We start from the raw sequence: 24,154 nt of genomic DNA, 5'->3' as shown, positions 1-24,154 counted from the left end.
TCTCCTTTTTTGATCCGACAATTACAATATTATGGAATTCTTCAAAGAGCTTCTTCGTTCGCGAAACAAATGGGTTAAATTGTCCACCTGCTTAATATCATACAGTAAATTTAAGGAAGTTAGCTAGCACACAACATTCCAAATTTGAGATTTAATATAAATTTAACTCTATGTTCTCTCCGGATGTTCTCTCCGGCAGCAGCTCTTTCAGATACCCCGCCAGCGCCCGGGCCGCCTCCTGGTGGGCAAGAAGACCGGGGTGGCTCCGGGAGCCGGCCGTCTCTTCCGTCATATTCGGGAGCTGAAAGACCGACACGTTCCGGTCCCCTGACTGGGCCATGTACGCATCCACAGCCCGGTAAATCGCCGGCATCATGACCCGGCCGAGCATCCCGTAAGCCCAGACGATCTGAGCCTGCGGATTGCAGGTTCTCAGCTTGCCGAGAAAATGGACCACTGCCTCCTCAAACGCCTTCAGATCCTCCGGATGAAACGAACCGTCTTCAAGCAGCCGCTGCTTGTACGTTCTTCCTGTCTCCCGATCCACCCACTCCGGTGTGAAAAAGGCCCCGCCGTCATTGCTGCCCAGATTAACAACGACCACATCCGGCTGCCAGGCAGCAAAATCATTGTCCTCGCCAGCGCCCAGGGCCTGGTTCTTCTCCCCGCGAAGTAAGCCGCACACCTTCTCATAGTGAGCCGGCAGATTCGTATGCGGATTGTTATCCCAGCCGGTCAGCACTCCCCAGCCGCTCTGGGAGATCACCCGGTACTCCGCATTTACAGCCGCTGCTGTTATTGCCGTGTAATTATGTACAGCGCTGAACCACATGGGAATCCAGTCTTCCTCTGCCTTGGCACCAATGGCCCCTTCGCCCGATGTAATGCTGTCCCCGATAAACTCCAGCTTGCAGGGCTTCTCCTCCACCGGCAGGAACCCGCCGTCAAAGCGGACAGCATGAATGCTCATAAAGCTGCCCGGGTCCCCGCTCATCGCCTGGACGTCCTTGATCACCTGCACATTTCGGGCTTTCTCCGCATTCATGCCCCTATAAATGCACACCCAGTGTCTTCCTGCAGGCAGCATTTGCCTGCTGACAGGCACAGCATTGATCATGACCGTGATCCACTGCTCGTAAAAGTCATAGCCGGTCTCGATTTCCAGCCACAGCTCAGCTCCCCTGGCATTGAACTCAACCCCGCTCCCTGTCCAGAACAAGGTTAACGGATTGCGGCGGCCCGTCGTGCGGCCATGAATACGCAGATGCTCCACTTCTGACAATGCGAGTTCTTTTACCTGCCGGCTCCCGTTCATACGGCTTCCTCCTCTAATGGTTTTTCTCTAATGGTTTTCCTTTAATGGTTTTCCTTTAATGATATTTCTCCTCCGATTATAACAAGGCCTGCCTAAAAAGACGCACCCCCAAAATTCCGCATACTTCCATTTGCGGGCAAAAAAATAGCCGGCTCCTGAATGGAGCGGCTTATTTACGGCCGGATGAGGCAGAATGACAGCAGCACGGCCCGGCCGGAGGCGTGCTCAGTCAAGGCTTGGGGCACTCAGGACATGGCTCAATCCGGGCGTGGGACTGTCAGGGCTTGAGGATGTCAGGGCGTGGATCAGGATCTTCGGCCCTGCTTCTCTTCCTTAAGGCCCTGCCAGCGCTTCGCATTCTCCACGTTGAGCCCAAACTGGTCCAGCGTGCGGACAGCAATATGATTGACGATGTCGTCAATCGTTTCAGGCTGATTATAGAAAGCCGGCATGGGCGGGAAAATGACCGTTCCCATTCGGGATAAGGCAAGCATATTTTCCAGGTGGATCGTATTAAGCGGGGCTTCGCGCGTCAGCAGCACCAGCTTCTTTCTTTCCTTCAAAATAACATCGGCAGCCCGGGTCAGCAGGTTATCGGCCAGGCCGGCACGGATTGAGGCCAGCGTCTTCATGCTGCAGGGAGCCACGATCATGCCCTCTATTTTAAAGGAGCCGCTGGAGATCGGCGCTCCCTGGTCCTTATGGGAATAAGTATAATCGGCCAGCTTCTCCAGCTCTTCTACCGAATAAGGCGTTTCCAGCTGAAGCGTGGACTTCGCCCATGGAGACAGGACGAGATGCGTTTCTGCCCCAGCCTCCTTTAACAGCTGCAGGATACGTACCCCGAAAATAGCGCCGGTCGCTCCCGACATTCCGACAATGATCTTCAAATCCGACTCGTCCTTCCCAATTTTGATGTTATTGTGGTACACCTATTATCTGCAAAAATTTCTAAATTTATTAAGCGAATAAAATTTCTTTTCCAGGTAAATCATGAGTCTGTCAAATCAATACGAATGGGAGGAAGGAAAAATCATGAGCAGCGCACTTTGTCACGTTTTTCTGGCGGATATTCCGGAGAAGAACCACATCATGACAACGTTTTGTATCAAGGAGGGCTACTCGAAGGAGGAGGCCCAGAAGGAAGTCAACGATGTACTGACCAGCAGGAAGATTGATCCGTACACCCTCTATTACCTAGGCGTTATTGATTATCACGAGCTGGATCCCAAAGTCGGCGAGAAGAAGGATGAGTTCTTTGACCGCTATGAATCGGTATGGATTCTGAACTGCTCCTATAACCGGGGTAAATCTTGCTGATGGTGTGCTGCTAGCCGTGAATACTGGATCTGCTGAAAAGGAGAAGATGCTATGCCGATAGGCGTTATAATCAATAGCCTGGCTGTGCTGATAGGAGGTTTTCTTGGCGCATTTCTCGGCGAGAAAATACCCGAACGGCTGCGCGTCGGCCTGCCGCTGACCTTCGGGGCTGCTTCCATGGGCATGGGGGTTTCGATGATTATGAAATTGCACATGCTGCCGCCTGTAATATTGGCCCTGTTGATCGGAAGTGCGATCGGGGAACTGGTAAGACTCGAAAAAGGGATCGAATGGCTGGCCAATAAGGTGCGCGGCCCGATTGAAAAAGTATTTAAAGCGCCCGAGAAAACGGCCGACAATTTCATGACCCAGTTCGTCGGGATTGTCGTCCTGTTCTGCGCAAGCGGCACCGGTATTTTCGGTGCTCTCAATGAAGGTATGACCGGGGATTCCTCGGTGCTGATCTCCAAGTCGTTTCTTGATTTCTTTACGGCAGCGATTTTTGCGACAGCTCTCGGATATATGGTCATGACCATTGCGGTGCCGCAATTTATTGTGCTGATACTGCTGTTTCTGTGCGCAGGAATTATTCTCCCGCACACCACACCTGAGATGATAGCCGACTTCTCGGCGTGCGGCGGGATTATCATGCTCGTAACAGGATTCCGGATCAGCGGGGTTAAAGCGTTCCCCATTGCAAACATGCTGCCCGCCCTGCTGTTTGCCATGCCCATTTCGGAGCTTTGGACCCGGTTTATGACCTGAATCTGAACGATCAATCAATCTCATTCCTAATGGAGGATTAGTCATGTCGAAAGAGAACATCAAGGTGCATGATCTGCGCTCCGCGATTGAACTGCTTCAGTCCATTCCGGGGCAGCTCATTGAAACGGACGAGCCCGTAGAGCCGCATGCGGAAATTTCGGGTGTGTTTCGCTACGTAGGCGCAGGAGGAACGGTGATGCGCCCGACCCGGCTTAACGGGCCGGCAATGATCTTCAACAAGGTGAACGGCCATCCGGATGCCAAGGTCATCATCGGCCTGCTTGCGAGCCGCGAACGGGCAGCCTTATTCCTAAATGAACAGCCTGACCGACTCGGCTTCTTGCTCAACGAGGCTGTACAGCGACCTATTCAGCCGGTTGTGGTATCCAAGGAAGAGGCGCAGTGCCAGGAAGTGGTTCACCGCGCCGAGGATCCGGGCTTTGACATCCGCAAGCTGATTCCGGCACCGACCAACACGGAAGAGGATGCCGGCCCGTACATCACGATGGGCATGTGTTATGCCTCGGATACGGAAACGGGCGAGTCGGATATTACCATTCACCGCTTGTGCCTGCAGAGCAAGGATGAAATCTCTATGTTCTTCACGCCCGGCGCGCGCCATCTGGGTACCTTCCGCGAGAAAGCCGAACAGCTCGGCAAGCCGCTGCCGATTTCAATCAGCATTGGCGTAGACCCGGCGATCGAAATCGGCGCCTGCTTCGAGCCGCCGACCACGCCGCTCGGCTATAACGAGCTGGGCATTGCGGGCGCCCTCCGGAACGAGGCGGTCAAGCTCGTGCAGTGCCTGACCATCAATGAGAAGGCAATAGCCAATGCGGAATATGTAATTGAAGGGGAGCTGATTCCGAACTCCTACGTGCGCGAGGACCAGAATACAAATACCGGCAAGGCGATGCCGGAATTTCCGGGCTATACGGGCGGAGCCAATCCGAAGGTTCCTCTGATCAAGGTAAAAGCGGTGACCCACCGCAAGAATCCAATCATGCGCACCGTTATCGGCCCGAGCGAGGAGCACGTGAATTTGGCCGGCATTCCAACGGAAGCCAGCATCATTCAAATGGTCGAGAAAGCCATGCCGGGCCGGCTGCTTAACGTCTATGCGCACAGATCGGGCGGCGGCAAATTTATGGCGGTTCTGCAGTTCAAGAAGAGCCAGCCGAGCGATGAAGGACGCCAAAGACAGGCTGCTTTGCTAGCCTTCTCCGCCTTCCCCGAGCTGAAGCATGTGTTCCTGGTCGGCGAAGATGTTGACCCGTTTGACAGTGATGACGTCATGTGGGCCCTGAACACCCGCTTCCAGGGGGATGTCGACATCGTCACGATCCCGGCCGTCCGCTGCCATCCGCTGGACCCGTCGCAGATCCCGGAATACAGCCCGTTTATCCGGGATAAAGGGATCTCCTGCAAGACGATCTTTGACTGCACCGTGCCTTATCATCTGAAGGATCACTTCCAAAGATCGAAATTTATGGAGGTTGACCCAAGCCGGTTTGCTCCAAAGCTGTTTAAGAAGTAATGACTTAGAATGAACAAGGGGTGTCCCCTATCGGACACCCCCGCTTTTTTTGCGCTGCACAATCAAGAGCCTTCAGAAGAAAGAGACGTGAACTGGTACTCATATTTCCCGCCGGATTTGGATGAATAGAGGCTGTCCAGCTTCTTCTTCTCCCCCGGCTTCAAGGTGAGCTTCTCGTAAGTCTCCTCCTGCAGCAGCTTGCCGCTGTCATCGTATATCCTCATGATCAGGCTGCCGGTAAATGGTTCGGATTCGGAATAATTACCGGCATAAATGTACATGATGTAGCTGGTGTCCTCCCGGAAAGCAGCGGCAGCAGCAGCAAGCTGATCCGAACCGCTCAGCTCCTGGCCGGATTCCTGCCGGGCCGCATACTGCCGGTCCAGCTCGGCGATCATCCGCTTCTCCACCGCGTCCTTATACTGAACGAACGGAGCAATAGCCGCTGTTGTAATTACATATAGCAGCACCGTCGCCCCCAGTCCGCTTCTTAACACTGTCTTCCGGTCATAGCCGCCGATCCCGAGCGCAATCCAGGCCACGATAATCATGCCGAGGGTGATGAGATGCCATTTTGACAAGAACATTTCCGGTACTAAGTTCATGCGCGCTCCCCTCCTTGACTGCTGCCTTGTTCAGCCTGCTGAGCGTTTATGCTCTTCATCTCATGCAGGAAACGGTCAAAGCACGGCCGGAAGCTGCCGTCATAGGACAAAGGCAGGCTTCCCGCCCCGCTGTCCAGCGTTTGCAGCTGGTCAGCTTCAGACAGGGGCAGCAGAAGCTTCCCGGTAGCCTGGAGCGGGACTCCGTGCTGCTGCAGAGCGCCGAGCCAGCGGTCAACCTCATGATCTTCGTAGAAAGGAACGGCCAGCACGCGCCGGCTTCCCCCGCTGCGATAGACAATATACAGAACAGGCAGCCATTCGTACTGGCGCACCCGTTCTCTCCACTTTGTTTTTTTGTAATGATAGGACTGCGCCGCCGAGTACATAGAGGCGTAAACTGATTCCACACCCTCAAGCGGAATACGTCCCTCCGTAAGGTTCAGCCGGGCTGCATCATAAGCAGCAAATTCGATCCGGTCCTCATAGATCCGGTACGCATTCAAACGGCGGTTCTTTCTGATTAATTTGGCGAGATACCGGAGCGAGAACCGCACAAGCCAAAAGGCAAGCCCTGCCCCGGCAGCAAGAAGCAGCCAGGACCACCAGGCCGGATAATAAGCGATAAGAACTGCAGGCCCTGCAACCAGCGCAAGTGCCAGTACGATCAGAAACGCTGCGCCCTCAAAGGTGAGAATCCAGTAAAAAGGCTCCATCTTTCGGTCTTTCCGTTCATGAATAAGCATCGATCCGTTCATCTGCATGTTTGGTTAAACCCTCCCCGATGAGTAAGAACAATTCAAATTTAAACGAAAATCGTGTAATTCTATACGTTCGATGGGAAGGAAGGTTTCATAAGGGGTCATGTCGTTGCTGTTATGGTTTGTTCGATCTCCTGCAGGAACAAGTCTGCCATATTCGACAAGGTGAATTTTTGGGACTGCGCCAATCCTTTGCGAATGAGCTGCTGCCGGTATTCCGGGCTGCTAACGAGGCTCTTGACCCCAGCCAGAATGGAGTCAGCGTCAGAAGGGTCGACATAAACGGCGGCATCGCCGCCAACCTCCAGCAGCGCCCCTGCCTTCGAGGTTAGAACCGGACAGCCCAGCGACATGGCCTCCAGAACGGGCAGCCCGAACCCTTCGTATAGGCTTGGAAAAATAAGCCCTAAGGCATTTTTATATAAATGAACAAGGGTTTCGTCAGGGGCTTCAACAAAGGCAACCCGGTCCTGAATGCCGAGCCGCTCTAGCAGCGCCTGCTCCCATTTGTTCGTCCGCCCTGTGCACACCAGGTTTAGACCCGTTTCCTCTTCAAGCAGCCAGTTGGAGATGGACTGCACAAAGAAGCGGAAGTTCTTCCGGCCTGTCCGGTCCCCGACAAAGAGGAGATAACGCTCAGGCAGACCTTCCACCGGCCGCCCGGCTGTTTCGGCGTCCAGGGACAGCAGATTTCCTGTATGTATGACTTTAATATGGTCTTCTTCTAGCTGTTCTTTCGCACCGGTTAAGGCAAGAATATCCCTTTTGGTCTGATTTGAGATCGCAATGACCGTAGAGACGCGGGGTATGAGATAGGCAAGCCGGTCAGCGTTGTGCCCTGAAGGGTCGTAAAGACCGTCCGGCCCCTGCACGCATCGCATCGTATCATGAACCACCATCAGGGAGGGCTTGCCCGCCGGCAAATGGGTTAAGAAATGGTCTTCAAACCCCGCCGAGGTGATGAAGACCGCATCATACCGTCCCTGCTTCACCTTTCTGTGGTACCACTTCTTGGACGCCCGGTTCACAGCGCCCTTAAACAGCCTCCAGGCCAGGCCTTGGCCGAGAAGCTTTTTCCCCCGTTCAGCAAATTGGAACTTGCCCGCCATAAAGTCGCTCTCAGAGAGCAGCAATGGCATATCTATGCTTACTCCTCTTCTCTCCAGCTCCCGGAACAAGGCACTGTAGTAACGCACCATTCCGCAGCGTCCGTAGAAGAAAATTTCCGGATCGACCAGCAGTTTCATTGCTAACCACCACTCCATTAAATCTAGAAATAATATTTCTCAAGCAGCACTTCTCTGGACTGACGAGCGAGAGTCTGGGCGAATTCCGCATCCGCGGCAGCCCGTTCACAGCCGGAGATGAAGCTGTCGGCGTCTTCAGCAGGCAAATAATGCCGATACGGCGTCAGTCCCAGCCCATGCACAGACTCGTAAGTCGCGATGATCGGGCGGCCGTACCACATCGCCTCCAGAATCTTCAGCTTTGTGCCTCCGCCTGCATGCAGAGGCGAGATCACTTGGTAGGCTTTGGCGTAGATCTCCTCCAAATGCTCAACCCTGCCATAATAATGAACGCCCTCCGCGGCATCCAGCAGGTCCCTGAAAGCCTGCCTGCTGCTGTGCCCCGCCACATGCAGCACCCACCGCGGGTTCCGCTTCCTTAACCGGGGCAGCACCTCCTGGATAAACCAGGTCACCGCCTCTTCATTCGGAAAATAATCCAGGGAACCGACAAAGAGCAGCCCATAAGGATTGTCCGGCAGCGCAGGCGGCTCCGGATAGCCCGAAATGCGGTTGGGCATCACCTGCAGGCTCACCTGCGGCAGCCTTTCGTGAAAGAGCTGCTTGTCCTCCTCGGAACAGAGGTACACCGATTCAAACGGGCTGCCGAGCTTCTTTTCCCGGCGGCTGAAATTGAGGCCCCTTAGATCAGACAGGAGTGCTCTTGCGGCATGGCCCCTGCTTCTAAACAGCTTCGCCAGCTTCAGATGGGTGGAGGATTCGATATCGTCCAGATCAAGCTCGGCCGACCGGCAATGCGTGAGCTGCTGGAGAAAGACCGCGTAATCGCTCAAATACAAACGGAAGCAGAGAATCTGGTCAAAATGAAGCTGTTCATAGCGCTCCCGAAGCTGTTCCTTCTCCGCGCGTGTCAGCGGAACCCAGCTTAATAAAGGCGAATCCGAGGTCCGGCCGGCCAATAAAGGCAGCACCGCCTTTATCATGGAGAGGATCAGGAAAGGCTTGCTCCTCTTCTCCTCCTTCTTCTCTAACACCGTTAGGCGGGAAATGTCCAGGAAAGGGCAGGCAGGCAGCCCAGGGGCAGCCTTTGCCTGGCCGTTGGCAGCGATCACAAGCATATGGACTTCATGCTCTTCCTGAAGTCTCTTCACCCATTGAAACGCGCGCTTCTCTCTCCCGGCTCCATTAGGGTCAGGGAAGACCGGTGAAATAAACAGTATTTTCTTCAAACCGTGCCCCCCGCTTTCCTCTATAGTCTTGACTCTATATTTCTAAAGCTCTATATTTCTATATTTCTATAGCTCTATGACTTTTGTGGCATGAGCCTTGGCATTTTCCTTCCGGTGGGAAATGAAGACCACGGCGCCGTCCTCCATGAAGGAGCTGATATTCGCCATGACCTCCTGTTCCGTCTGCTCATCAAGCGCGGAGGTGGCCTCATCCAGCAGGAGCAGCTTGGGCCGGTGATAAAGCGCCCGCGCAATGCCGATCCGCTGCCTTTGACCGCCCGAGAGGAACACGCCGTTATCGCCGGCATACGTGTGGAGGCCGTCCGGCAGCTTCGCAATCAGCTCGTCAAGCCTCACGAGGGAGATGACCTTCGTCACCCGCTCCTCTTCTATACGCTCATTCCCGAATACGATATTCTCCAGAATCGTTCCGCTCAGCAGCGCGGTCTCCTGCGGCACGTAGGCAATTCCCTGACGCTCGGGCAGCACAAGCAGTGAACGCTTCACCTCTCCACCGACCGGCCGGATGAATCCGGCAAGAATCATCATCAAGGTGCTCTTCCCCCGGCCGGATTCGCCGGAAATCGAGATGCGGTCACCAGCAGAGACAGCCATGGAGAAATGTTCAATCGTCCCCTGGTGGCCTTCATAGGCAAAAGAGATGTCCGACAGCTCTACGAATACAGAGCCCGGCAATGCCTTTTGCTCCTGATCCGCCCGTCCCTGATTTGTCCGTTGCCGATCCATTCGTTGCCGATCCATTTGTTGCCGGTCCATTCGTTGCCGGTCCATTCGTTCCTGACCCTTCTGCTCCTGACCGGCCCCCGCCTCATCCGGCCCGGAGGCACCGGACAGCTCCTGATTCAGAATCCTTAACTGGCTGTACGTCCCTTCCAGCTCGGAATAGGAGGACAGCAGGAGCGACATCGAAGGAATGATTCTCCGGGACATGACCGTGAAGGAGGCAAGGCTGGCAATAAGCTGCGGTGTCTCCGTCCTGCCGGCAAAGACGACATACAGGATGCCCAGTCCGATCGCTAAAGTAAAGACAGACTCCAAAGCGATTTTGGGCGTATGGGGCAGCACCGACAGCCGGACCTTGGCCTCGCTTAACTGCTCCAGTTCATCAATGGCTCTCTGCTCCATCTTCCGGCTTACGCCGAAAATCCTCATTTCCCTGAACAGATTCAAGCTTTCATTGAGCCTATTGTAGTAGTTCTGCTCATGTATATTATGGGCGTGTGCGGCCTGATTAATCTTCTGCTTCATCGACCTGCTCGTGAGCTGGCCAAACAGCACCAGGATCAGAAGCCCGCCGAGAACAATCTTCGGCGCTATGATGACCATGGTTCCGGCTAGAAGGATCAAGTTCAGAACGGAGCTGATGAAGTTAAAGAAGACCTGGTAAGAATAAGCGCTGTCGAGGGAGGTTGCGATGAGGTGCTTCGTTCTAACCGCTTTGGTCTCTTCCGAGAATGTCCTCCAGGACATCGTTAAATAGATATTTAACAGCTTCGCCGAGAACTGCCGGTACAGCAGCTGGGTGAAGGTTCTGGACTGCCTGACCGAGAAGAATTCGAGCACCTGCCGGATCAGCGTAATGCCGATAAAAGAAATAATAAGAAGAAAGAGGCTATCATTCCCGAATGACAGCCCCCCTATCGTCAGCTTCTGGTTCTGCAGCGACATCATGAGCACATACATCACATAGACAATGATTAAGTCCACGACCGGCAAAGCGCATGTCAGGGACAAGGCCAGGAGCAGCTTCCCTTTCAGGGCAGAAGGGGCAGCGCGGTAAATATACAGGAGGCGTTCGACTTGAGCCTGCAATTTCTTCTGCAAATTTAACCTCTTAAGCATGCGGCTTCCCCTTCAAGCGGCCAAGAAACAGCTTGATATTCTCTGTGGATGCCTTACGGGCTTCGGCCCGGTAAGCCTCCTGGCTGCATTCCGTATCAGCCGGCAGGAAGCTTTTGGCCAAAGCGCTGTAGGTAGAGTTCCCGTACTTAATAAAATTCGGAGTTAAGCGGCCCTCGTGAAAAAAGGTAAAGTCCATCCGCCCCTTCTCCCACCACAAATGGCTCCACAAATGCAAACTGTAGACGTCTTCCGGAAGCTCCACCTTCTTGTTGAACAAGCTGCGGATGCCCTCCCGCGTCCAGTCGAGATAGAAGAAGGACCGCTCCGGTTCAACATGAATCGTCTCCGGATACTCCCGGCTGATCCGATAGGGAAGAAAGGTCGAGTGCGCGCTCCACGAGCCGTCGAATTCATCAAAGATACGGTCCAGCCAAAGCCGGATGAACCGGGCATTTTTCTCCGCCATAATGAAGGCATTACACAAAGAGCCTCCGGCTTCCTTGGCTGCAGGGACACTCTCGTCCACTTTCTCTCTGCCCATCACACAGGCATGCTGATACAGCTCCTCAGGGATAGGCTTTACAAAAATCGTATCAATGTCCGCGTAGACCCCGCCGTATTCCAGCAGAATTTCAAGCCTTGAAATGTCGGACAAATGAGCGTAGCGGTATTTTTCAATGGAGGAATCCTTATAGCGATAAGCAGCCATAGCCTGATCTTTCTCGATCGGATGCAGCGTAAGCGACCCTTTAATCTCGTCCCACCACTTCCCGTAAGGGAGGTGCTCATAATGGAAATAAACCTTGTCCGGCCGATTGACCTCGATGCACGATTTAACAGCCATATAATGAGACAGATGAAAGGGCTCGGTCTGCGGCTTCAAGCCAAAGACAAAGTGGAACACTTTGGGTATGTTAGTCATGAAAAAGTACCTCGGTACATGTATTGGCAATCCTTGTATTCGTGAAGGTCCCGGAGACCCTCTGCCGGAGCAGCGCTCCTCTCTCTCTGGCTTTCGTCTGATTGGAAAAGACCGCTCTCAATACGGCCCTCACCTCACGGATGTCCACATCGGCCCATCTCTGCTCCCGGGCATAAGAAGCCCCTCCATAGGCGGTTTCCACGGCCTTTAGCGTATAAGGCATCAGATAAGCATCATCCGGAGACAGATAATCCAGCTGTCCGCCGTACGAGGTCATGGCAACCGCGTTGCCGTACCAGGCGGCCTCATAGGCTCCCATCCCCCAGCCTTCCCCGCGGGTGCAGGAGATAAAACAATCCCCCTTCTGGTGAATCCATGCCAGGTCTGCTGCCGGCAGCGGACTCGTGAGGTGAATCACCCTGCTGCGGTTCGGATGGTGCTGAGTCAGCTCCTTAAAGCTCTTCCTGCTTGACCCGAAGGACGGCTTCAGATAGAGCCTCCGCCAATTCCGCCGATAGACCGACCAGTCCGACCGGTCTGTCTTCAGCAGAAGAGAGACCTTCTCCTCCTGCCCAAACTCCTCCAGAAAGGCCTGAATGAGCAGCGGGATATTCTTTCTCTCGTTCCACATATTGATGCAGTAGAAGAGGAAATCCCCCTCGGCTTGTTCGAGAGCCGCCGCCAAAGGCCGGCTCGGAGCCACCTCGGGCTTCTGCCCCTGGAACTCCGAGACATGCGGAAGGACGGCCACGGGGACCTGAACTCCGCAGGCCAGCAGGACTTCCCGGTTCCAGCGGCTGGGCACAAAGATCCCGTCCATACTGTTCAGAAGGCCTGTCCAGTGGGAAGGAATCCTGTCCGTCTCCCAGGCGGTATAGCCCCATATCGGCGCGTGCGGAAGGGCTGCCCTTCTTCTCTTCACCCAGTAGGGATAATACTCGGGAACGGTATGGATGACCACGGCCTCTGCCTTCGAGTGTGCCCCGGAGGACTCATCGCTCACCAGCTTCCCGCCATTGCCGGGATTCCCGCGCTTGATCAGGGTCTGCTCAACGCTGACCCCTTCTTCCTGCAGTGCCTTTATTAAGCCCGCTGAGGCATTTCCGTAGCCGGTCTGTTCGTCATAGCCAATCCAATTAATCGTCCTCAAGTTGTTCTCCTGCTCAGATCCTGGAAGGAGATTTTATAATACCGGTAAAGCTTGCAAGCATAGTAGACGAACGATGTACGCTTTGTGGTTAACAGCCGTTTGTAAACTTTGGGGAGCAGGCCCGGCTTGTAGGCCTTGTCGATCTTTTCCCTTACCCTTTGGTCACGAAGAATGCTGTGAATATAGGCCATTTTCTCCGAGCGGCTCATCGGGCAGTCTTTATAGAACAAGTTGATAAAGCTGATGATGATATTCGGAATGAAGATGTAATAGGCTTTGTTCTCAAGCTCTCCGCTTATACCCAGGATCCCGTGCAGATATTCGAGGGCTTTATCATGAGCCAGGTTAAAGGAATGGAACTGCTGGTGCCGGTAGCTTGTCGTGATCGAGCCTTGCTTCTTCTTCGTATAGAAATAATAGGATTTATTCATAAGGAAGATGGACCTGCAGTACTTTAAATATTCGATATTAAACATGAGGTCTTCCGAATAATCAATTCCATCCGGCATCAGAATCCGGTTTGTCTTAATAATGTCCGTCTTATAAAGACGCGCACAAGGGCTGTTAATCATGGCCGTTTCAAATAAAGAGACCACCTTGGCGGCATCCTCCGGGGAAATGTTAATCTTCCCATCGTACTCGAGCGTGGGCAGCAGCATTTTTCTGTTCTTAAAGTATAAATACTCCACCGTCATCGGGCTGATCACAAGATCGGTTTGAGTATCGTGCATCCATCCCATTAATTCCGAGAACATGTCCGGCTTGATATAATCATCAGAATCAATAAAAGCCAGGTAAGTCCCCTTCGCATGGCTGATTCCAAGGTTGCGGGCAGCGGACGGGCCTTTGTTGGGCTGCTGAAAAACCCTGATCCGGCTGTCCTGCTGCTCATACTCCTTGCAGATATTGAGACTGTTATCCTTGGAGCCGTCATCAATCAGCAATATTTCATAATCCGTGTAGGTTTGGTCCAAGATCGAATCCAGACATTTGCTAATATAATCCTCAACGTTGTAAACAGGAATAATAATGGATAACCCGACCATGTGTTCAGCTCGCTTTTATTATGATTTGTACTCGTTTCCAGACAGAGATTTTCCAGCATCATTATAAAGCAATACTCGACAAGAATCATCATTATTTTTCAAAAATTTACAATATCACTGGTCTTTTACTTGAAAAAGAAAGAGTACCAGAGGAACATCCCCCCGGTACTCTGGCTATCATGATCAAAAACAGGGACGGCAGCCGTTACTTCGTACTGCGGTCCTGAAGCTTGCGCGGATCAACCTGGTTGTCGGTCAGAAGCGGCGTCTTCGCCCCTTTCGCGATTTGTCCCCAGTCTACCAGTTTGAAATTTTGATTGAGTTCTTTGCCGCTGTCCATATTGGAATCATCCTGCGCAAGGAACAGGCCGTCAGGATACTGCCCGCCCAGCCCAAAGCCAAGCACATCGATGCCATCGGTTGAAGAGGTTCCGTCAGTCAAGGCGCCGTCCGCGATTTGGAAGCTGTCCAGGTAGGCGTTATTCCCCTCGCGGTCATAGACCGCGTAGCTGTCGCTGCCTTGGCTGGAGGCGATCAAATAGCCATGGCCGTCCGCGCCGTAATAGATGGTCAGCCCCTCAATGTCGTCCTGCAGCCGGCGTCCATCCGCAATATCAACGGTAGACAAAGGCTGATTGCCTCCGTCAGGCTCGGCATTATATTTGTAAATCGCGTAATCTTCCTCCGCAATGTACATCACGCCGTACTCATCATCCGCCGCCAGGCCTTCGGACTGTGTGGCCAGCTTAAACTCCCGTACCAGCTTGCCTGTAATTTTGCCGCTTCCGTTATCAACCAGCTCATACTGCTCAAATTCGCCTTCCTTGCCCAGCACCAGGGCATAGAACTTGCCCGTCCGCAGGCTGTGATAGAGGCTGAAGCCGTACACCTCCTCCATCTTCCCCTTGATCGGTTCCGCCACAATATCCGTCAGCCCGCCGGTTTCACCGTCTATAGCAAAAATATCAATCGTGTTCGTGGAACGGTTCGTGGCTCCCACGATATCTACCTTCTGATCCCCAAGCTGAAAGTCGTAACGGACATCAATATTGTTCATCTTGCCTGTCTTATAGTTTTGCAGCTCCCTGCCATTCAAATCATATACAAGAATGCCCCCGCCCTTGTTGGTGGCAATGATTTTGGAATTAGCCGGCTGATTGGGATCGAGCCAGATGGCCGGATCATCCGCTGCATCCTCGCCGTCCTCTACGGCAGCCGTCTCTGCCTTGGCCGTTACCGGATAAGGGGTGATGACATCCGCAGGATCGGTGTATTTTGCATTTTCAGCCAATATAGCCTCCAGCAGCTCTGAAGGGATGTACATCTTGCCGCCTACGATTTTGACCTCTGCCGGAAGCTCACCGGCCTTGCCCGCCAGTCGGTATTCCTTCTCCCCGGCCGTAAAGGTGCCCGCAAGCCCGTTCTTCAGCTTAACCAGTGCGGACAAGTCGTCGCTGTCCCAAGTGATCGAGGCACCGATCTTCTCCATTTGCTGACGCAGGGGCTCGTACCCCGCTAAGCTGTCTTGGGATGCTGCCGGTGCAGCGTCCGTCGTCTCTGCTGCCTTAGCCGGTGCAGCGGCAGGGTACAGCGCGCCTGCGAGGAGCAGCGCAGCGAATGCCATTTTCCATGTTCTCATATTCATCCATTTTCCTTTCCAGTTTTAGTCATTGCCTATGACTATATAAAATGGATGTAAACAGCCTATTAAGCAGAAACAGGCTTTGTGTAAAATGGGCCTCCCCCAAGGACAGACAGAAGATGCAGACAGAAGATGCAGACAGAAGACGCAGACAGAGGACGCAGACAAAAGGTGAGTCAGAGGGTGCCGGCAGATGCAAAAAGCCCGCCATGCAGACATGTCCGCAGGCAGGCTAGTTCATAAACTATTTCCAGATTTCATCGGCAATTTCTTTAATAAAAGCAATCTTGCGCCACTGCTGCTCCTCGGTCAGGTGGTTGCCTTCCTCGGTGGAGGCAAAGCCGCACTGCGGGCTCAGGCAGATCCGGTTCAGATCGACGTACTGCTGCGCTTCTTCAATGCGCTTCAGAATGTTCTCCTTGCTCTCAAGCTCGCCGAACTTGGAGGAGAACAAGCCGAGCACAACCTGCTGGTTGTCCTTCAGGAAGCGGAGCGGCTTGAAATCGCCGGCACGGTCTGTATCAAATTCCAGATAGAAGCCGGAGTAGTTGTCGATGCTGAGCAGCGTCTCTGCGATCGGCTCATAGCCGCCGCCCACGCCGGCATAAGTCGAAACATAGTTGCCGCGGCAGACATGTGTCGTTACTACAAGATCATCCGGCAGATCGGATACGACCTCTGCGTTCAGCTTCGCCAATTCAGCCGCGTACTCGGATACATTGACGCCGACCTGCTCCATGAGCTCCATGAACTGTTTGTCGCACAGTGCTCCCCATGTGCAGTCGTCGAATTGAAGGCTGCGGCAGCCTGCTTCATAGAAAGCACGAATGGCTGCTTTGTACGCTTGGGCAATATCGGCCAGAAGCTCAGCCCGGTCCGGGTAGAACTGCTTCGTGCTCTCCTGATTCTCTGCCCGGTCCAGCTCAAACAGGAACTGGGCGGCCGCAGGAACCGATTGACGCGCAGCAGCGTCTTCGCCTGCAGCGCTCTTCAGAAAGGCATAATGCGCTACAAAAGGGTGGCTGCTAAAGCTGATTGTTCCGGTGAGGCGGGCGGTTTCCGGTCTGGACTGGGCTCCATTAAACTGGTAGCCCTGATCAATGATAGTCCGCTCAACACCGTCAAATCCCCAGAAGAAGTCCAGATGCCACCAGGAGCGGCGGAATTCGCCGTCGGTTACAGCCTGAAGGCCAGCTTCTTTCTGCTTCTGCACAAGCTTAACGATCTCGGCATCTTCAACTTCCTTCAGCTGCTCGGCCGAAATTTCGCCGCTTTGGAATTTGGCTCTCGCTTCTTTCAGCACAGACGGACGCAGGAAGCTGCCAACGATATCATAACGGAATGGGGTAACGGTTCTCTTTCTAGGTTCGGTTTGGATGCTCATTCGTTTATCTCCTCGTAAAATATTTACAGTTACTATAGCACACCCCGCTGGCTATAGGTTCTACGAATGAGTAATAGCTGGCTATAACTATTAGCTATATCAAATGGCTGTCTGCCGGCTGTCCGTGCCGTCTATTGTCTGCCGGCCGGCAGCGGCTTGACCACGAATCCCAGCGCTTTGCGCGTTCTGAGTACGTTAATCAGCTGTTTCTGCAAAGAGGTGTCACAGGTTACTTCGATAACCACCTCGCTCTTTTTGCCGGTATACTTCTTCAGCTTCTTCTTATTCACCGCTAATTCGATGGCCAGGCCCAGGAAGAATCCTCCGGTTAAACCGAGAAGCCCCCAAATAATAGGCCCCCAGTACAGGACAAACCCATAGATCGCGCCCAGTACGGCAAAGACCGTCGCACTCATCATCGCCCCGTCCAGGACGCTCCTTCCATCTACCCTTTGAATAGAGTCAATAACCTGCACCTGCGATTCCAGATTCTCCAGGGGCAGTGCCACGATCTGCTCTGGCGGAACTCCCAGTCTCTCAAACTCATGAATCGCGATCTCCACGAAGGGAGAATGTTCGAATGTAGCGATAATTTGTACGGTTCCGTCATCAATGGTATGCAGCTGTTTCAAATTCTCAGCCCTCACTCTAAGGTATCGTACTTGCTCAATGTCGAATAACGTGTTGTTTTCATTCACCGATGTATAAGCCTGATAAATGGCGAAGGCGAACATCGAAGGCAGGAACAAGAACCACTGCCAGTTCACAATTGCAGCTGCGCCGCTGAAATCGCCGAGGAACGAATACAGCCAGGAACGGATGGCCACGGCCTTATAGCAGACAAAGATCCACCAGGCCAAAATGAAGGTGCCGACAATCATACTGCCGCCGTACATCTGGCCCAAACCGGGGGATAAAACCGACCAGACCATCCCGAGCCAGGGATGCTTCTTGTCCAGGATAGCAATCTCAAAGAAACTAACATCTGAGGGCGAAACAGGAGCGTCTTCGATCTCGGACAGGGCGTGGCTCTTGACGACCTCAACGGAACAGCGGTAGCTGTCCCAGATGCTGTAGATATATACCGCCACATAAAGCAGAGCCCAATCCTGATCCAGCTGCGCCTTGGCCTCCTCGAACCTGCCGAGGAAGGAAAGGGCAATAGCCGTATTAATGTTGGCCTTGTTATTTACTACGAGTTCCCATACAATCAGCACAAAGCCATGCAGATACTTGCCAATATACATGTGCCCGAACCCTGGAAAAGAGGCCGACCACCAGGCTGCAATCCATGGCGTCCGGGGGTAGACGGAGTTAATCCCGAATACCGAGATTTTTCCTTTGGAATAACGGGGCTTTATGTTGGCTGACTGGAATTTTTGCTGCGGCATAGCATCTTCTCCTGCGGGTATTCCCTTATTTTGTCTTACCCGTACGTTATAATAATGCCCGTGGAAATGAACAGCCGCTTAATTCAGCTCTCTTTCCCCATGTCCCTAGTTTTGCACTAATTCCCATTCATTTATGCGGCATATTTTCAATTACTAAAGGAGAAGTGATTCAATCATGAAACTTACCGGTAATACGATTCTGATTACAGGCGGAAGCACCGGGATCGGGTTAGCTTTTGCAGAACGTTTTATCAAAGCGGGGAATACCGTCATCGTGACGGGACGCCGGGAACAGGTGCTTCAAGCCGCCAAGGACAGATTCCCCTCCCTCATCACCTATGCAGGCGATTTGAGCCAGGAGGCCGGGCGGATCGCCCTGTTCGACTGGGTAACGGCAAACTACCCGGAAGTCAACGTGCTGGTTAACAATGCCGGTATCCAGCAGCGTTTTAATATTCTGAAGGCCGATGCCAAGGATAACTGGAGCTACTACAACCAGGAAATCACCACCAACATTGAAGCGCCGTTTCATCTTGCGATGCTGTTTGCCCCGTACTTCGCCGAACAGAAGAAAGCGGCCGCCATCCTTAATGTCACATCCGGTTTGGCCTTTACCCCGTTTGTGATCGCACCGATCTATTCGGCGACCAAAGCCGCGCTGCACTCCTTCACCATGAGCCTCAGGCACCAGCTGTCGGATACTGCTGTTGAGGTGATTGAAATTGCGCCGCCGGCCGTAAATACCGATTTGGGCGGAGCCGGTCTGCATACGCATGGAGAACCGCTGGACGATTTTGCGGATGGGATTTTTAAAGGACTGGAAGAAGGCAAACCGGAGATCGGATACGGAACCTCAGAAAGCCGCCTGCGCATGTCGAGGGATGAAATCGACGAATATACGGAGAAGATGTACCAGGCCACGAAGAACGCCATCGAGTAGCAGCTGCAGGCCGCTTCAGGCTCGGTATGGGGCGGGAGGTCCGTGGTGGCTGCCTACTGAACATGTAGAGAGCGCCGTTTGAATGGGCGGGTAGTCCCCTCCTGAAAAGACCATGAAAAGACAATGAAAAAGGCACCCCGGCGGGTGCCTTTTTCATTCTGCCGCTTAAATCCCCGGCATTCGCGCGCTTCCTAAACGAATGATCTTCAATTCTATTATTCCAATGTGTTAGCTTCAAACCCTTTCTTGAAATCCGGCCACCAGGAACGGTATAGCTCTACATACAGAAGGTTTGCCGCGTTGTTAACCTCTCTCGCCGTGGAGAAGTTGCTGGTATAGACAGCGAGCGCATTGTCGTAGACTTCTCCGCTCAGCTTCGCAGCGTCGGCATCATCCAGCAGCCCTTTCAGGCGGTCCTTGACGGTCAGGCCGGGAGCCACACGCGCCTGGGTCGCCTGCTCATAGGCGTAACCCATTTCGATCAGCTTCTCCTCGGTGAAGGCGCTGCCCGTAATCTGCAGGTTGATCGGCTCCCCGTTCCCGCCTTCCGCTGTCCGGTAGCCCGTCGGAACTGTAATGCTCGGATAGCCCGCTTTCGCCGCAATGCCAGTCGTAGCACCGTTCAGTCCAACCAAGCCGTCAAGCTTGTATTTATCCAGCAGGTAGTTGATGCCGTTCTTCCGGGCATATGCCACATCGGCGGCCCGCTGCTCATCTCTGGTCTTGTAATTGGCGGAGCCCGGCGTCATGTCGTAGGTTACGGATTCCTCCAGAATAGTCTGGCCGTATTTCAGAACGTCCAGATGCTTCTTGTTGTAGTCGATAATATCCTGCAGGCTCGTAATGACCGTCTTGTTGTCGCTGGCCAATACCGGATTCTTCTGGGCTTTCAGATAATTTTCAATGTCTTCCTTGAAGTCATAATAGAGCACCTTCGAAGCCGGAGCGGCCGGCAGTTCATCGGCCATGTCGCCGCCGTTAGCAGCGTAGACGATTGTCGCGCCCTGATCCTTAAGGACCTGGATAGCCTTCTGGAAGGCTTCATAGACATCCGGCTGCGTCTCCTTATTCGGCGTCCGGTATACGCCGAGGACTTTGCCCTCCAGGCCGTCCTCCTTCAGGTAATCGGTATAATCCGCTTCTGTGTGCTCTTTGAAGTAGGTCTCATCGACCGTAACATCGTTGTCTACGCCCATATTAATGTGAATGTCGTCCGGATCATAGCCCTGGATGGCGGACAGCAGCGTCGCGACATCAGCGACGTCGCGCCCCATTGGTCCGGCCGTATCCTGGCTGTGCGATAGAGGGATGATGCCGCTGCGGCTGACGAGCCCGACCGTCGGCTTCAGGCCGACAAGCGAGTTGCGCTGCGACGGGGACAGGATCGAGCCGGAGGTCTCCGTGCCGATCGTAATGGCCGCGAGGGCTGCCGCTCCCGCTGAACCCGAGCCGGAGGACGATCCCGAGACGTCCAGCACGTTGGGCTTGTACGGGTTAAGGACCTGTCCCTGCAGGGTAGAATAACCGTTGCGCATCCCGCTGGTGATGAAGTTCGCGAACTCGGACAGGTTGGTTTTGCCCAAAATAATGGCCCCGGACTTCTTCAACTGGCCGGCCAGGAAAGAATCATCCTCAGGGTAGTTGTTGGCCAAGGCGATCGAACCCGCCGTCGTCGGCATCCCGTCCTCCTTCGCCGTTCCGATATTGTCCTTGATCAGAACGGGAATCCCGAACATGCCTGCCGCCTTGGAAGGGTCCGCTTTAACCGCGGCGTCGCTTGCTTTGGCCAGCTCGATCGCTTTAGGGTTAAGGCTCGCTACGGCATCTAATTTGACGGTGTAGTTATTGTAGAGATCAATCCGGGTCAAATACATCTTGACCAGCTGTTCGTATGTAAGCTTTCCTGCCTTGACCGCCGCCTGCATGTCTGCGATCGTGGCTTTCTCCAAATCCATTGTCAGCGAATCCAGCGCGACCTGCAGCGTAAGCCTGGCCTCATTGATTTTATACACAGTGCTGTTCGGCGTAAGGCTGCCCACCATACTGAGCGCATACCTCACATCCTCTGCATAGGCGGCAGGATAGTCCTTGAGATTGACGCTCTTTGCTTGCTGGACAACGGATTTAAGGTCCTGGAGCGCCTTCGTCGTTGTCCCGGCATCGGCAATTAAGCTTGTAGGATTCATAGCATACGCGGGTGTGAGACTTCCCAGCAGGGCCAGACTCAAGACCGATCCTGTCATGATTTTGGCCGCCTTACGCTTCTTTGATTTGCTCATTCTACAACACCATCCCCTATGTAAGTATATATGACACGATAGAAGAATATCATAGAATGTATAAATATTCAAAGAAAATTATGTTATATAAAATGACATTAATAGAGTCTTTTTTCACAGAAAATCTATTCCCATCCAAACAAATGTCACTTTTTCTATCTTTTTTGTGCCGCCGCTGACAAAAACAAAAAAAGCATCAACCCACTTGGAATGGTCTTTGACGCTTCTGATCGGCCTCCTGCTCACTTGCGGTCAGTGCTCAGAGCGTGTCAGCCAGACGCCTGATCTCCGCACTCATCCTGGCATTTACGGGATACACTTCTTCCAGATAACGAAGGATATGCAGCGCCGATTCCGGGGTCCGCTCATAGCCGAGAAGCATATCGCCCACCCGCTTTGCAAAGGAAGGGAACCTCTTTTCCAGCCTCCGCTCCTCTCCAAACACATCCGGGAAATAAGTCTCCTCCTTTTCCAGCAAATGAAGCACGGACAGGATGCTGTCAACGGCATAGCTTTGGACGAACCGCGCCGCGGAGAGCTTCTCTCCCCGGGCATAGCGGCCTAATCCCACATACAGATTGGTCAAAGCCTCATTCAGTGGGAAATCCAGCTCCTCTCTCCGCCGCTTCTCGATCTTCTTCCCGCCGCTTATGATCTCCGGATTGGCATAATCTGGATCCATCCAGACGATTCTCGCCCCTGAATACTCGATATGCTTCAGCTCCGCCTCCTCAAACACGGCATACTCTCCATAAATTCCGTCCTCGAACAGGATCTTGTACCCATCCTTCGTATTCCGGAAGGAATACGCCAGCGGGAATACATCCTCCAGCCAATCCAGCCGCTCAATATACTGCTGCTTATACCCCGGCTTCACAATGACAAAAAAGTCCAAGTCCGAATACTCATCGATTCGCGCCGTCTCCACCCCAACCGATCCAACTCCGAGCAGCAGCAGCGTATCCCCTCTCCGCTCCAGTGAACCTCCAATTTCATCGAGCCTTCCCAGAAGCCGTTCCTTCGTCGCCATTCCCATCTCCTCCATTCCGTGATTTCAGGCAAAAAAAGGTCCAACCCCAACTGCTGCGAGGTTGAACCTTTCGGTTGCATTGCCTTTAAGTTGATTTTACATTAATAGGAAAACCCTGCATTGTCAAGACTCTTCCTTAACTGAACCTTCTTAATTATCCTTCTTAATTTCCCTTCTTAATTATCCTTCTTAATGACCAGCATGCGGTCAGCGCCCTTCTGAAATTCGTACTGCACCTCGACTTCTTCCGTATGGTAACCCTGACTTTGGAGGAATGCCGTTAACTTATCCAGATGCTCATACCGCCTGCTGGATAGATCAATTAGAGGGTAGATCCGCACTTCACCGCTGGTAACACGCAGTAACTCCTGCAGCGTCTGCTGGTGAAATTCATAGTCAAACCGGTCCCCGTACATGAACAGGAAATGGGCAGACAGCGTGAGTTCAAATTCTCCGTCTTTGAAGGGCAATTCAGGCAAAACAGCGGGAACATATCGCTCCGGATTCTCTTTCACATGAGCTGAAAAATCAGCCAAGGCCTGTATTCTATGCTGCTTCAGCCCTTCTACCGATCCAAAATAATCCCACAAGTAATTGCTCCGGGCCTTCTCCATGCTTAACATGGCATGCTCAATATCCTGCAATCCTTTATCAACAAGCTGTTCAAAAGGGTGGTGATACGCGATATCAGCCGCTGTAACCTCTGCCCCCTTCTGGCTCGCAATTGCGGTAAAAGAACACGCCCCTGCCGGGCAGTCCAGAATCCTGCGGCCGCGCAGCTCTTCCTCAGACAAGCTGAACATTGACCTGTACTCTTCAAATGTCCTTCCAATAAAGACAACCCGGCTTAAATCCAGTTTAACCTCTGCTCCGCTCATCTCGTCTCATCTCTCCTCATCTTATCTGCCTTCCTCGGCTATCCTAATGTTATTCGTTATTCTTCATAAAATTCTGCTTCTCTAAATAGTTCAGCACGGTCTGTGAATATTCCAGGTGAGATTCTTTCGTATATTTAGCAATTGTATAGATCTGGGCAAGATTCTGGAGTCCCAGGCGCTCTGTCATTTCTTTAAGCCTAGGGACGTCCATGTAGCGCTGCCATCCTTTTTCATTTCTTTCTTTATAAATGTCCTGGATGTCTGCATCCGAATAATCCTGGTACTGCTCGTAATGAACCAGCCCCTGCCTTGGCAGCCGGTCGCGCAGAGCGGGAGCTTCTGCAGGATATCCCAAGGAATAACCGACAATCGGTACGACATTCGGGGGCAGGTTCAGCAGTTCACCGATCTGATCGCAGTTGGCCAGCGTTGAACCCATGTAACAAATGCCGAGCCCCGCATTCTCTGCTGCAAGGGCGCAATTCTGCGCTGCCAAAGCGGCATCAATGGCTCCAATCATAAAGCTCATAAAATTATCAAAATGAACCGGCGCCTCGTTCAGCTCCAGCCATTTTCTCATCCGGTTGAAATCCGCGCAAAAGGTCAACAGAACCGGCGCATCCACCACCATGGATTGCTCCATATGTGCGGTGTACAGCTTGTTCCTAAGCTCTTTATCCTTGGTAACAATAATAGAGTAGGACTGCATGTTGCCGCTGGAAGAGGCGCGAATGCCCGCATCCAGGATTTGCTCCAGCACCTCCTGGCTGACTTCCCTGTCTTCATACTCGCGTATCGATCTGTGGCCGTGAATCACGTCATTGAATTCCAAAGCAATCTCTCCCCTATGACT

At 53.0% G+C, this 24,154-nt stretch carries 21 protein-coding genes; 4 read left to right on the top strand and 17 right to left on the bottom strand.

Going from position 1 to position 24,154, the window contains the following annotated elements:
* Window positions 1-151: 151 nt before the first annotated feature.
* Both FCN15_RS07750 and FCN15_RS07745 read right to left on the bottom strand, forming a co-directional pair.
* A complete protein-coding gene (locus FCN15_RS07750; protein WP_138494435.1) occupies window positions 152-1,315 on the bottom strand; it encodes an SGNH/GDSL hydrolase family protein in 1,164 nt (387 codons plus the stop codon).
* Window positions 1,316-1,620: 305 nt separating this feature from the next.
* A complete protein-coding gene (locus FCN15_RS07745; RefSeq protein WP_275259480.1) occupies window positions 1,621-2,205 on the bottom strand; it encodes a non-oxidative hydroxyarylic acid decarboxylases subunit B in 585 nt (194 codons plus the stop codon).
* 145 nt (window positions 2,206-2,350) lie between these two features.
* Between FCN15_RS07745 and FCN15_RS07740 the strand changes: the two genes are divergently transcribed.
* Genes FCN15_RS07740 through FCN15_RS07730 form a run of 3 tightly spaced genes read left to right on the top strand, consistent with a single transcriptional unit; the run spans window position 2,351 to window position 4,937 of the window.
* Window positions 2,351-2,635: a hypothetical protein gene (locus FCN15_RS07740; RefSeq protein WP_138494434.1), complete on the top strand. Its 285-nt coding sequence runs from the start codon at window positions 2,351-2,353 to the stop codon at window positions 2,633-2,635.
* Window positions 2,636-2,686: 51 nt separating this feature from the next.
* Window positions 2,687-3,400 (top strand): DUF554 domain-containing protein, encoded by a 714-nt coding sequence (locus FCN15_RS07735; protein WP_138494433.1) that lies wholly within the window; start codon window positions 2,687-2,689, stop codon window positions 3,398-3,400.
* 43 nt (window positions 3,401-3,443) lie between these two features.
* Window positions 3,444-4,937, top strand: coding sequence for a UbiD family decarboxylase (locus FCN15_RS07730; RefSeq protein WP_138494432.1), 1,494 nt, complete (start codon window positions 3,444-3,446; stop codon window positions 4,935-4,937).
* 62 nt (window positions 4,938-4,999) lie between these two features.
* Here FCN15_RS07730 and FCN15_RS07725 read toward each other — a convergent pair whose 3' ends face one another.
* From FCN15_RS07725 to FCN15_RS07675, 11 genes are all read right to left on the bottom strand, one after another.
* Window positions 5,000-5,542 (bottom strand): hypothetical protein, encoded by a 543-nt coding sequence (locus FCN15_RS07725; protein ID WP_138494431.1) that lies wholly within the window; start codon window positions 5,540-5,542, stop codon window positions 5,000-5,002.
* Window positions 5,539-6,303, bottom strand: coding sequence for a hypothetical protein (locus FCN15_RS07720; protein ID WP_138494430.1), 765 nt, complete (start codon window positions 6,301-6,303; stop codon window positions 5,539-5,541). Before FCN15_RS07720 ends, FCN15_RS07725 begins: the two co-directional genes overlap by 4 nt.
* A 98-nt stretch (window positions 6,304-6,401) precedes the next feature.
* On the bottom strand, window positions 6,402-7,565 hold the full coding sequence (locus FCN15_RS07715) for a glycosyltransferase family 4 protein (protein WP_138494429.1): 1,164 nt from the start codon (window positions 7,563-7,565) through the stop codon (window positions 6,402-6,404).
* A gap of 5 nt (window positions 7,566-7,570) precedes the next feature.
* Window positions 7,571-8,776, bottom strand: a complete 1,206-nt coding sequence (locus tag FCN15_RS07710) for a glycosyltransferase (protein ID WP_138494428.1) — start codon at window positions 8,774-8,776, stop codon at window positions 7,571-7,573.
* Window positions 8,777-8,842: 66 nt separating this feature from the next.
* The gene (locus FCN15_RS07705) at window positions 8,843-10,621 is read right to left on the bottom strand and encodes an ATP-binding cassette domain-containing protein (protein WP_138494427.1); all 1,779 of its coding nucleotides are present in this window, start codon (window positions 10,619-10,621) and stop codon (window positions 8,843-8,845) included.
* A gap of 10 nt (window positions 10,622-10,631) precedes the next feature.
* A complete protein-coding gene (locus FCN15_RS07700; protein ID WP_162515310.1) occupies window positions 10,632-11,483 on the bottom strand; it encodes a glycosyltransferase in 852 nt (283 codons plus the stop codon).
* A gap of 70 nt (window positions 11,484-11,553) precedes the next feature.
* A complete protein-coding gene (locus FCN15_RS07695; RefSeq protein WP_138494425.1) occupies window positions 11,554-12,711 on the bottom strand; it encodes a glycosyltransferase family 4 protein in 1,158 nt (385 codons plus the stop codon).
* A complete protein-coding gene (locus FCN15_RS07690) occupies window positions 12,708-13,757 on the bottom strand; it encodes a glycosyltransferase family 2 protein (RefSeq protein WP_138494424.1) in 1,050 nt (349 codons plus the stop codon). The genes FCN15_RS07695 and FCN15_RS07690 overlap by 4 nt, the downstream gene beginning before the upstream one ends.
* A 205-nt stretch (window positions 13,758-13,962) precedes the next feature.
* The gene (locus FCN15_RS07685; protein ID WP_138494423.1) at window positions 13,963-15,396 is read right to left on the bottom strand and encodes a phytase; all 1,434 of its coding nucleotides are present in this window, start codon (window positions 15,394-15,396) and stop codon (window positions 13,963-13,965) included.
* A 247-nt stretch (window positions 15,397-15,643) separates the two neighbouring features.
* The gene (locus FCN15_RS07680; protein WP_138494422.1) at window positions 15,644-16,783 is read right to left on the bottom strand and encodes a 5-methyltetrahydropteroyltriglutamate--homocysteine S-methyltransferase; all 1,140 of its coding nucleotides are present in this window, start codon (window positions 16,781-16,783) and stop codon (window positions 15,644-15,646) included.
* 131 nt (window positions 16,784-16,914) lie between these two features.
* Window positions 16,915-18,174 (bottom strand): hypothetical protein, encoded by a 1,260-nt coding sequence (locus FCN15_RS07675; RefSeq protein ID WP_138494421.1) that lies wholly within the window; start codon window positions 18,172-18,174, stop codon window positions 16,915-16,917.
* A 175-nt stretch (window positions 18,175-18,349) separates the two neighbouring features.
* Between FCN15_RS07675 and FCN15_RS07670 the strand changes: the two genes are divergently transcribed.
* Entirely contained in the window at window positions 18,350-19,114 is a 765-nt protein-coding gene (locus tag FCN15_RS07670) for an SDR family oxidoreductase (RefSeq protein WP_138494420.1), read from the top strand.
* A gap of 215 nt (window positions 19,115-19,329) precedes the next feature.
* On the opposite strand, the gene FCN15_RS07665 is transcribed toward FCN15_RS07670, so the two are convergent.
* The 4 genes from FCN15_RS07665 to FCN15_RS07650 form a co-directional block, all read right to left on the bottom strand.
* Complete coding sequence (locus FCN15_RS07665) at window positions 19,330-21,393, bottom strand: amidase family protein (RefSeq protein WP_138494419.1); 2,064 nt, start codon at window positions 21,391-21,393, stop codon at window positions 19,330-19,332.
* Between the two features lie 259 nt (window positions 21,394-21,652).
* Window positions 21,653-22,423: a hypothetical protein gene (locus FCN15_RS07660; protein ID WP_138494418.1), complete on the bottom strand. Its 771-nt coding sequence runs from the start codon at window positions 22,421-22,423 to the stop codon at window positions 21,653-21,655.
* A 176-nt stretch (window positions 22,424-22,599) separates the two neighbouring features.
* Window positions 22,600-23,301, bottom strand: coding sequence for a class I SAM-dependent methyltransferase (locus FCN15_RS07655; RefSeq protein ID WP_138494417.1), 702 nt, complete (start codon window positions 23,299-23,301; stop codon window positions 22,600-22,602).
* A gap of 49 nt (window positions 23,302-23,350) precedes the next feature.
* Entirely contained in the window at window positions 23,351-24,133 is a 783-nt protein-coding gene (locus FCN15_RS07650; protein WP_138494416.1) for a nitroreductase family protein, read from the bottom strand.
* Window positions 24,134-24,154 lie beyond the last annotated feature (21 nt).

The sequence above is a fragment of the Paenibacillus pinistramenti genome, from assembly GCF_005869875.1.
GTDB lineage: Bacteria > Bacillota > Bacilli > Paenibacillales > Paenibacillaceae > Fontibacillus > Fontibacillus pinistramenti.
Note: the sequence above shows the minus strand (reverse complement) of the source record. Positions and strands in the feature narration are given on the sequence as shown.

Excerpts from the sequence above, each read along its gene's own strand:
- FCN15_RS07735 (WP_138494433.1), top strand. The coding sequence starts at position 2,687 with ATGCCGATAGGCGTTATAATCAATAGCCTGGCTGTGCTGATAGGAGGT.
- FCN15_RS07720 (WP_138494430.1), bottom strand. The coding sequence starts at position 6,303 with ATGCAGATGAACGGATCGATGCTTATTCATGAACGGAAAGACCGAAAG.
- FCN15_RS07670 (WP_138494420.1), top strand. The coding sequence starts at position 18,350 with ATGAAACTTACCGGTAATACGATTCTGATTACAGGCGGAAGCACCGGG.
- FCN15_RS07725 (WP_138494431.1), bottom strand. The coding sequence starts at position 5,542 with ATGAACTTAGTACCGGAAATGTTCTTGTCAAAATGGCATCTCATCACC.
- FCN15_RS07730 (WP_138494432.1), top strand. The coding sequence starts at position 3,444 with ATGTCGAAAGAGAACATCAAGGTGCATGATCTGCGCTCCGCGATTGAA.
- FCN15_RS07660 (WP_138494418.1), bottom strand. The coding sequence starts at position 22,423 with ATGGCGACGAAGGAACGGCTTCTGGGAAGGCTCGATGAAATTGGAGGT.
- FCN15_RS07655 (WP_138494417.1), bottom strand. The coding sequence starts at position 23,301 with ATGAGCGGAGCAGAGGTTAAACTGGATTTAAGCCGGGTTGTCTTTATT.
- FCN15_RS07715 (WP_138494429.1), bottom strand. The coding sequence starts at position 7,565 with ATGGAGTGGTGGTTAGCAATGAAACTGCTGGTCGATCCGGAAATTTTC.
- FCN15_RS07665 (WP_138494419.1), bottom strand. The coding sequence starts at position 21,393 with ATGAGCAAATCAAAGAAGCGTAAGGCGGCCAAAATCATGACAGGATCG.
- FCN15_RS07685 (WP_138494423.1), bottom strand. The coding sequence starts at position 15,396 with ATGAGAACATGGAAAATGGCATTCGCTGCGCTGCTCCTCGCAGGCGCG.
- FCN15_RS07690 (WP_138494424.1), bottom strand. The coding sequence starts at position 13,757 with ATGGTCGGGTTATCCATTATTATTCCTGTTTACAACGTTGAGGATTAT.
- FCN15_RS07700 (WP_162515310.1), bottom strand. The coding sequence starts at position 11,483 with ATGGCTGTTAAATCGTGCATCGAGGTCAATCGGCCGGACAAGGTTTAT.
- FCN15_RS07675 (WP_138494421.1), bottom strand. The coding sequence starts at position 18,174 with ATGCCGCAGCAAAAATTCCAGTCAGCCAACATAAAGCCCCGTTATTCC.
- FCN15_RS07750 (WP_138494435.1), bottom strand. The coding sequence starts at position 1,315 with ATGAACGGGAGCCGGCAGGTAAAAGAACTCGCATTGTCAGAAGTGGAG.
- FCN15_RS07680 (WP_138494422.1), bottom strand. The coding sequence starts at position 16,783 with ATGAGCATCCAAACCGAACCTAGAAAGAGAACCGTTACCCCATTCCGT.
- FCN15_RS07740 (WP_138494434.1), top strand. The coding sequence starts at position 2,351 with ATGAGCAGCGCACTTTGTCACGTTTTTCTGGCGGATATTCCGGAGAAG.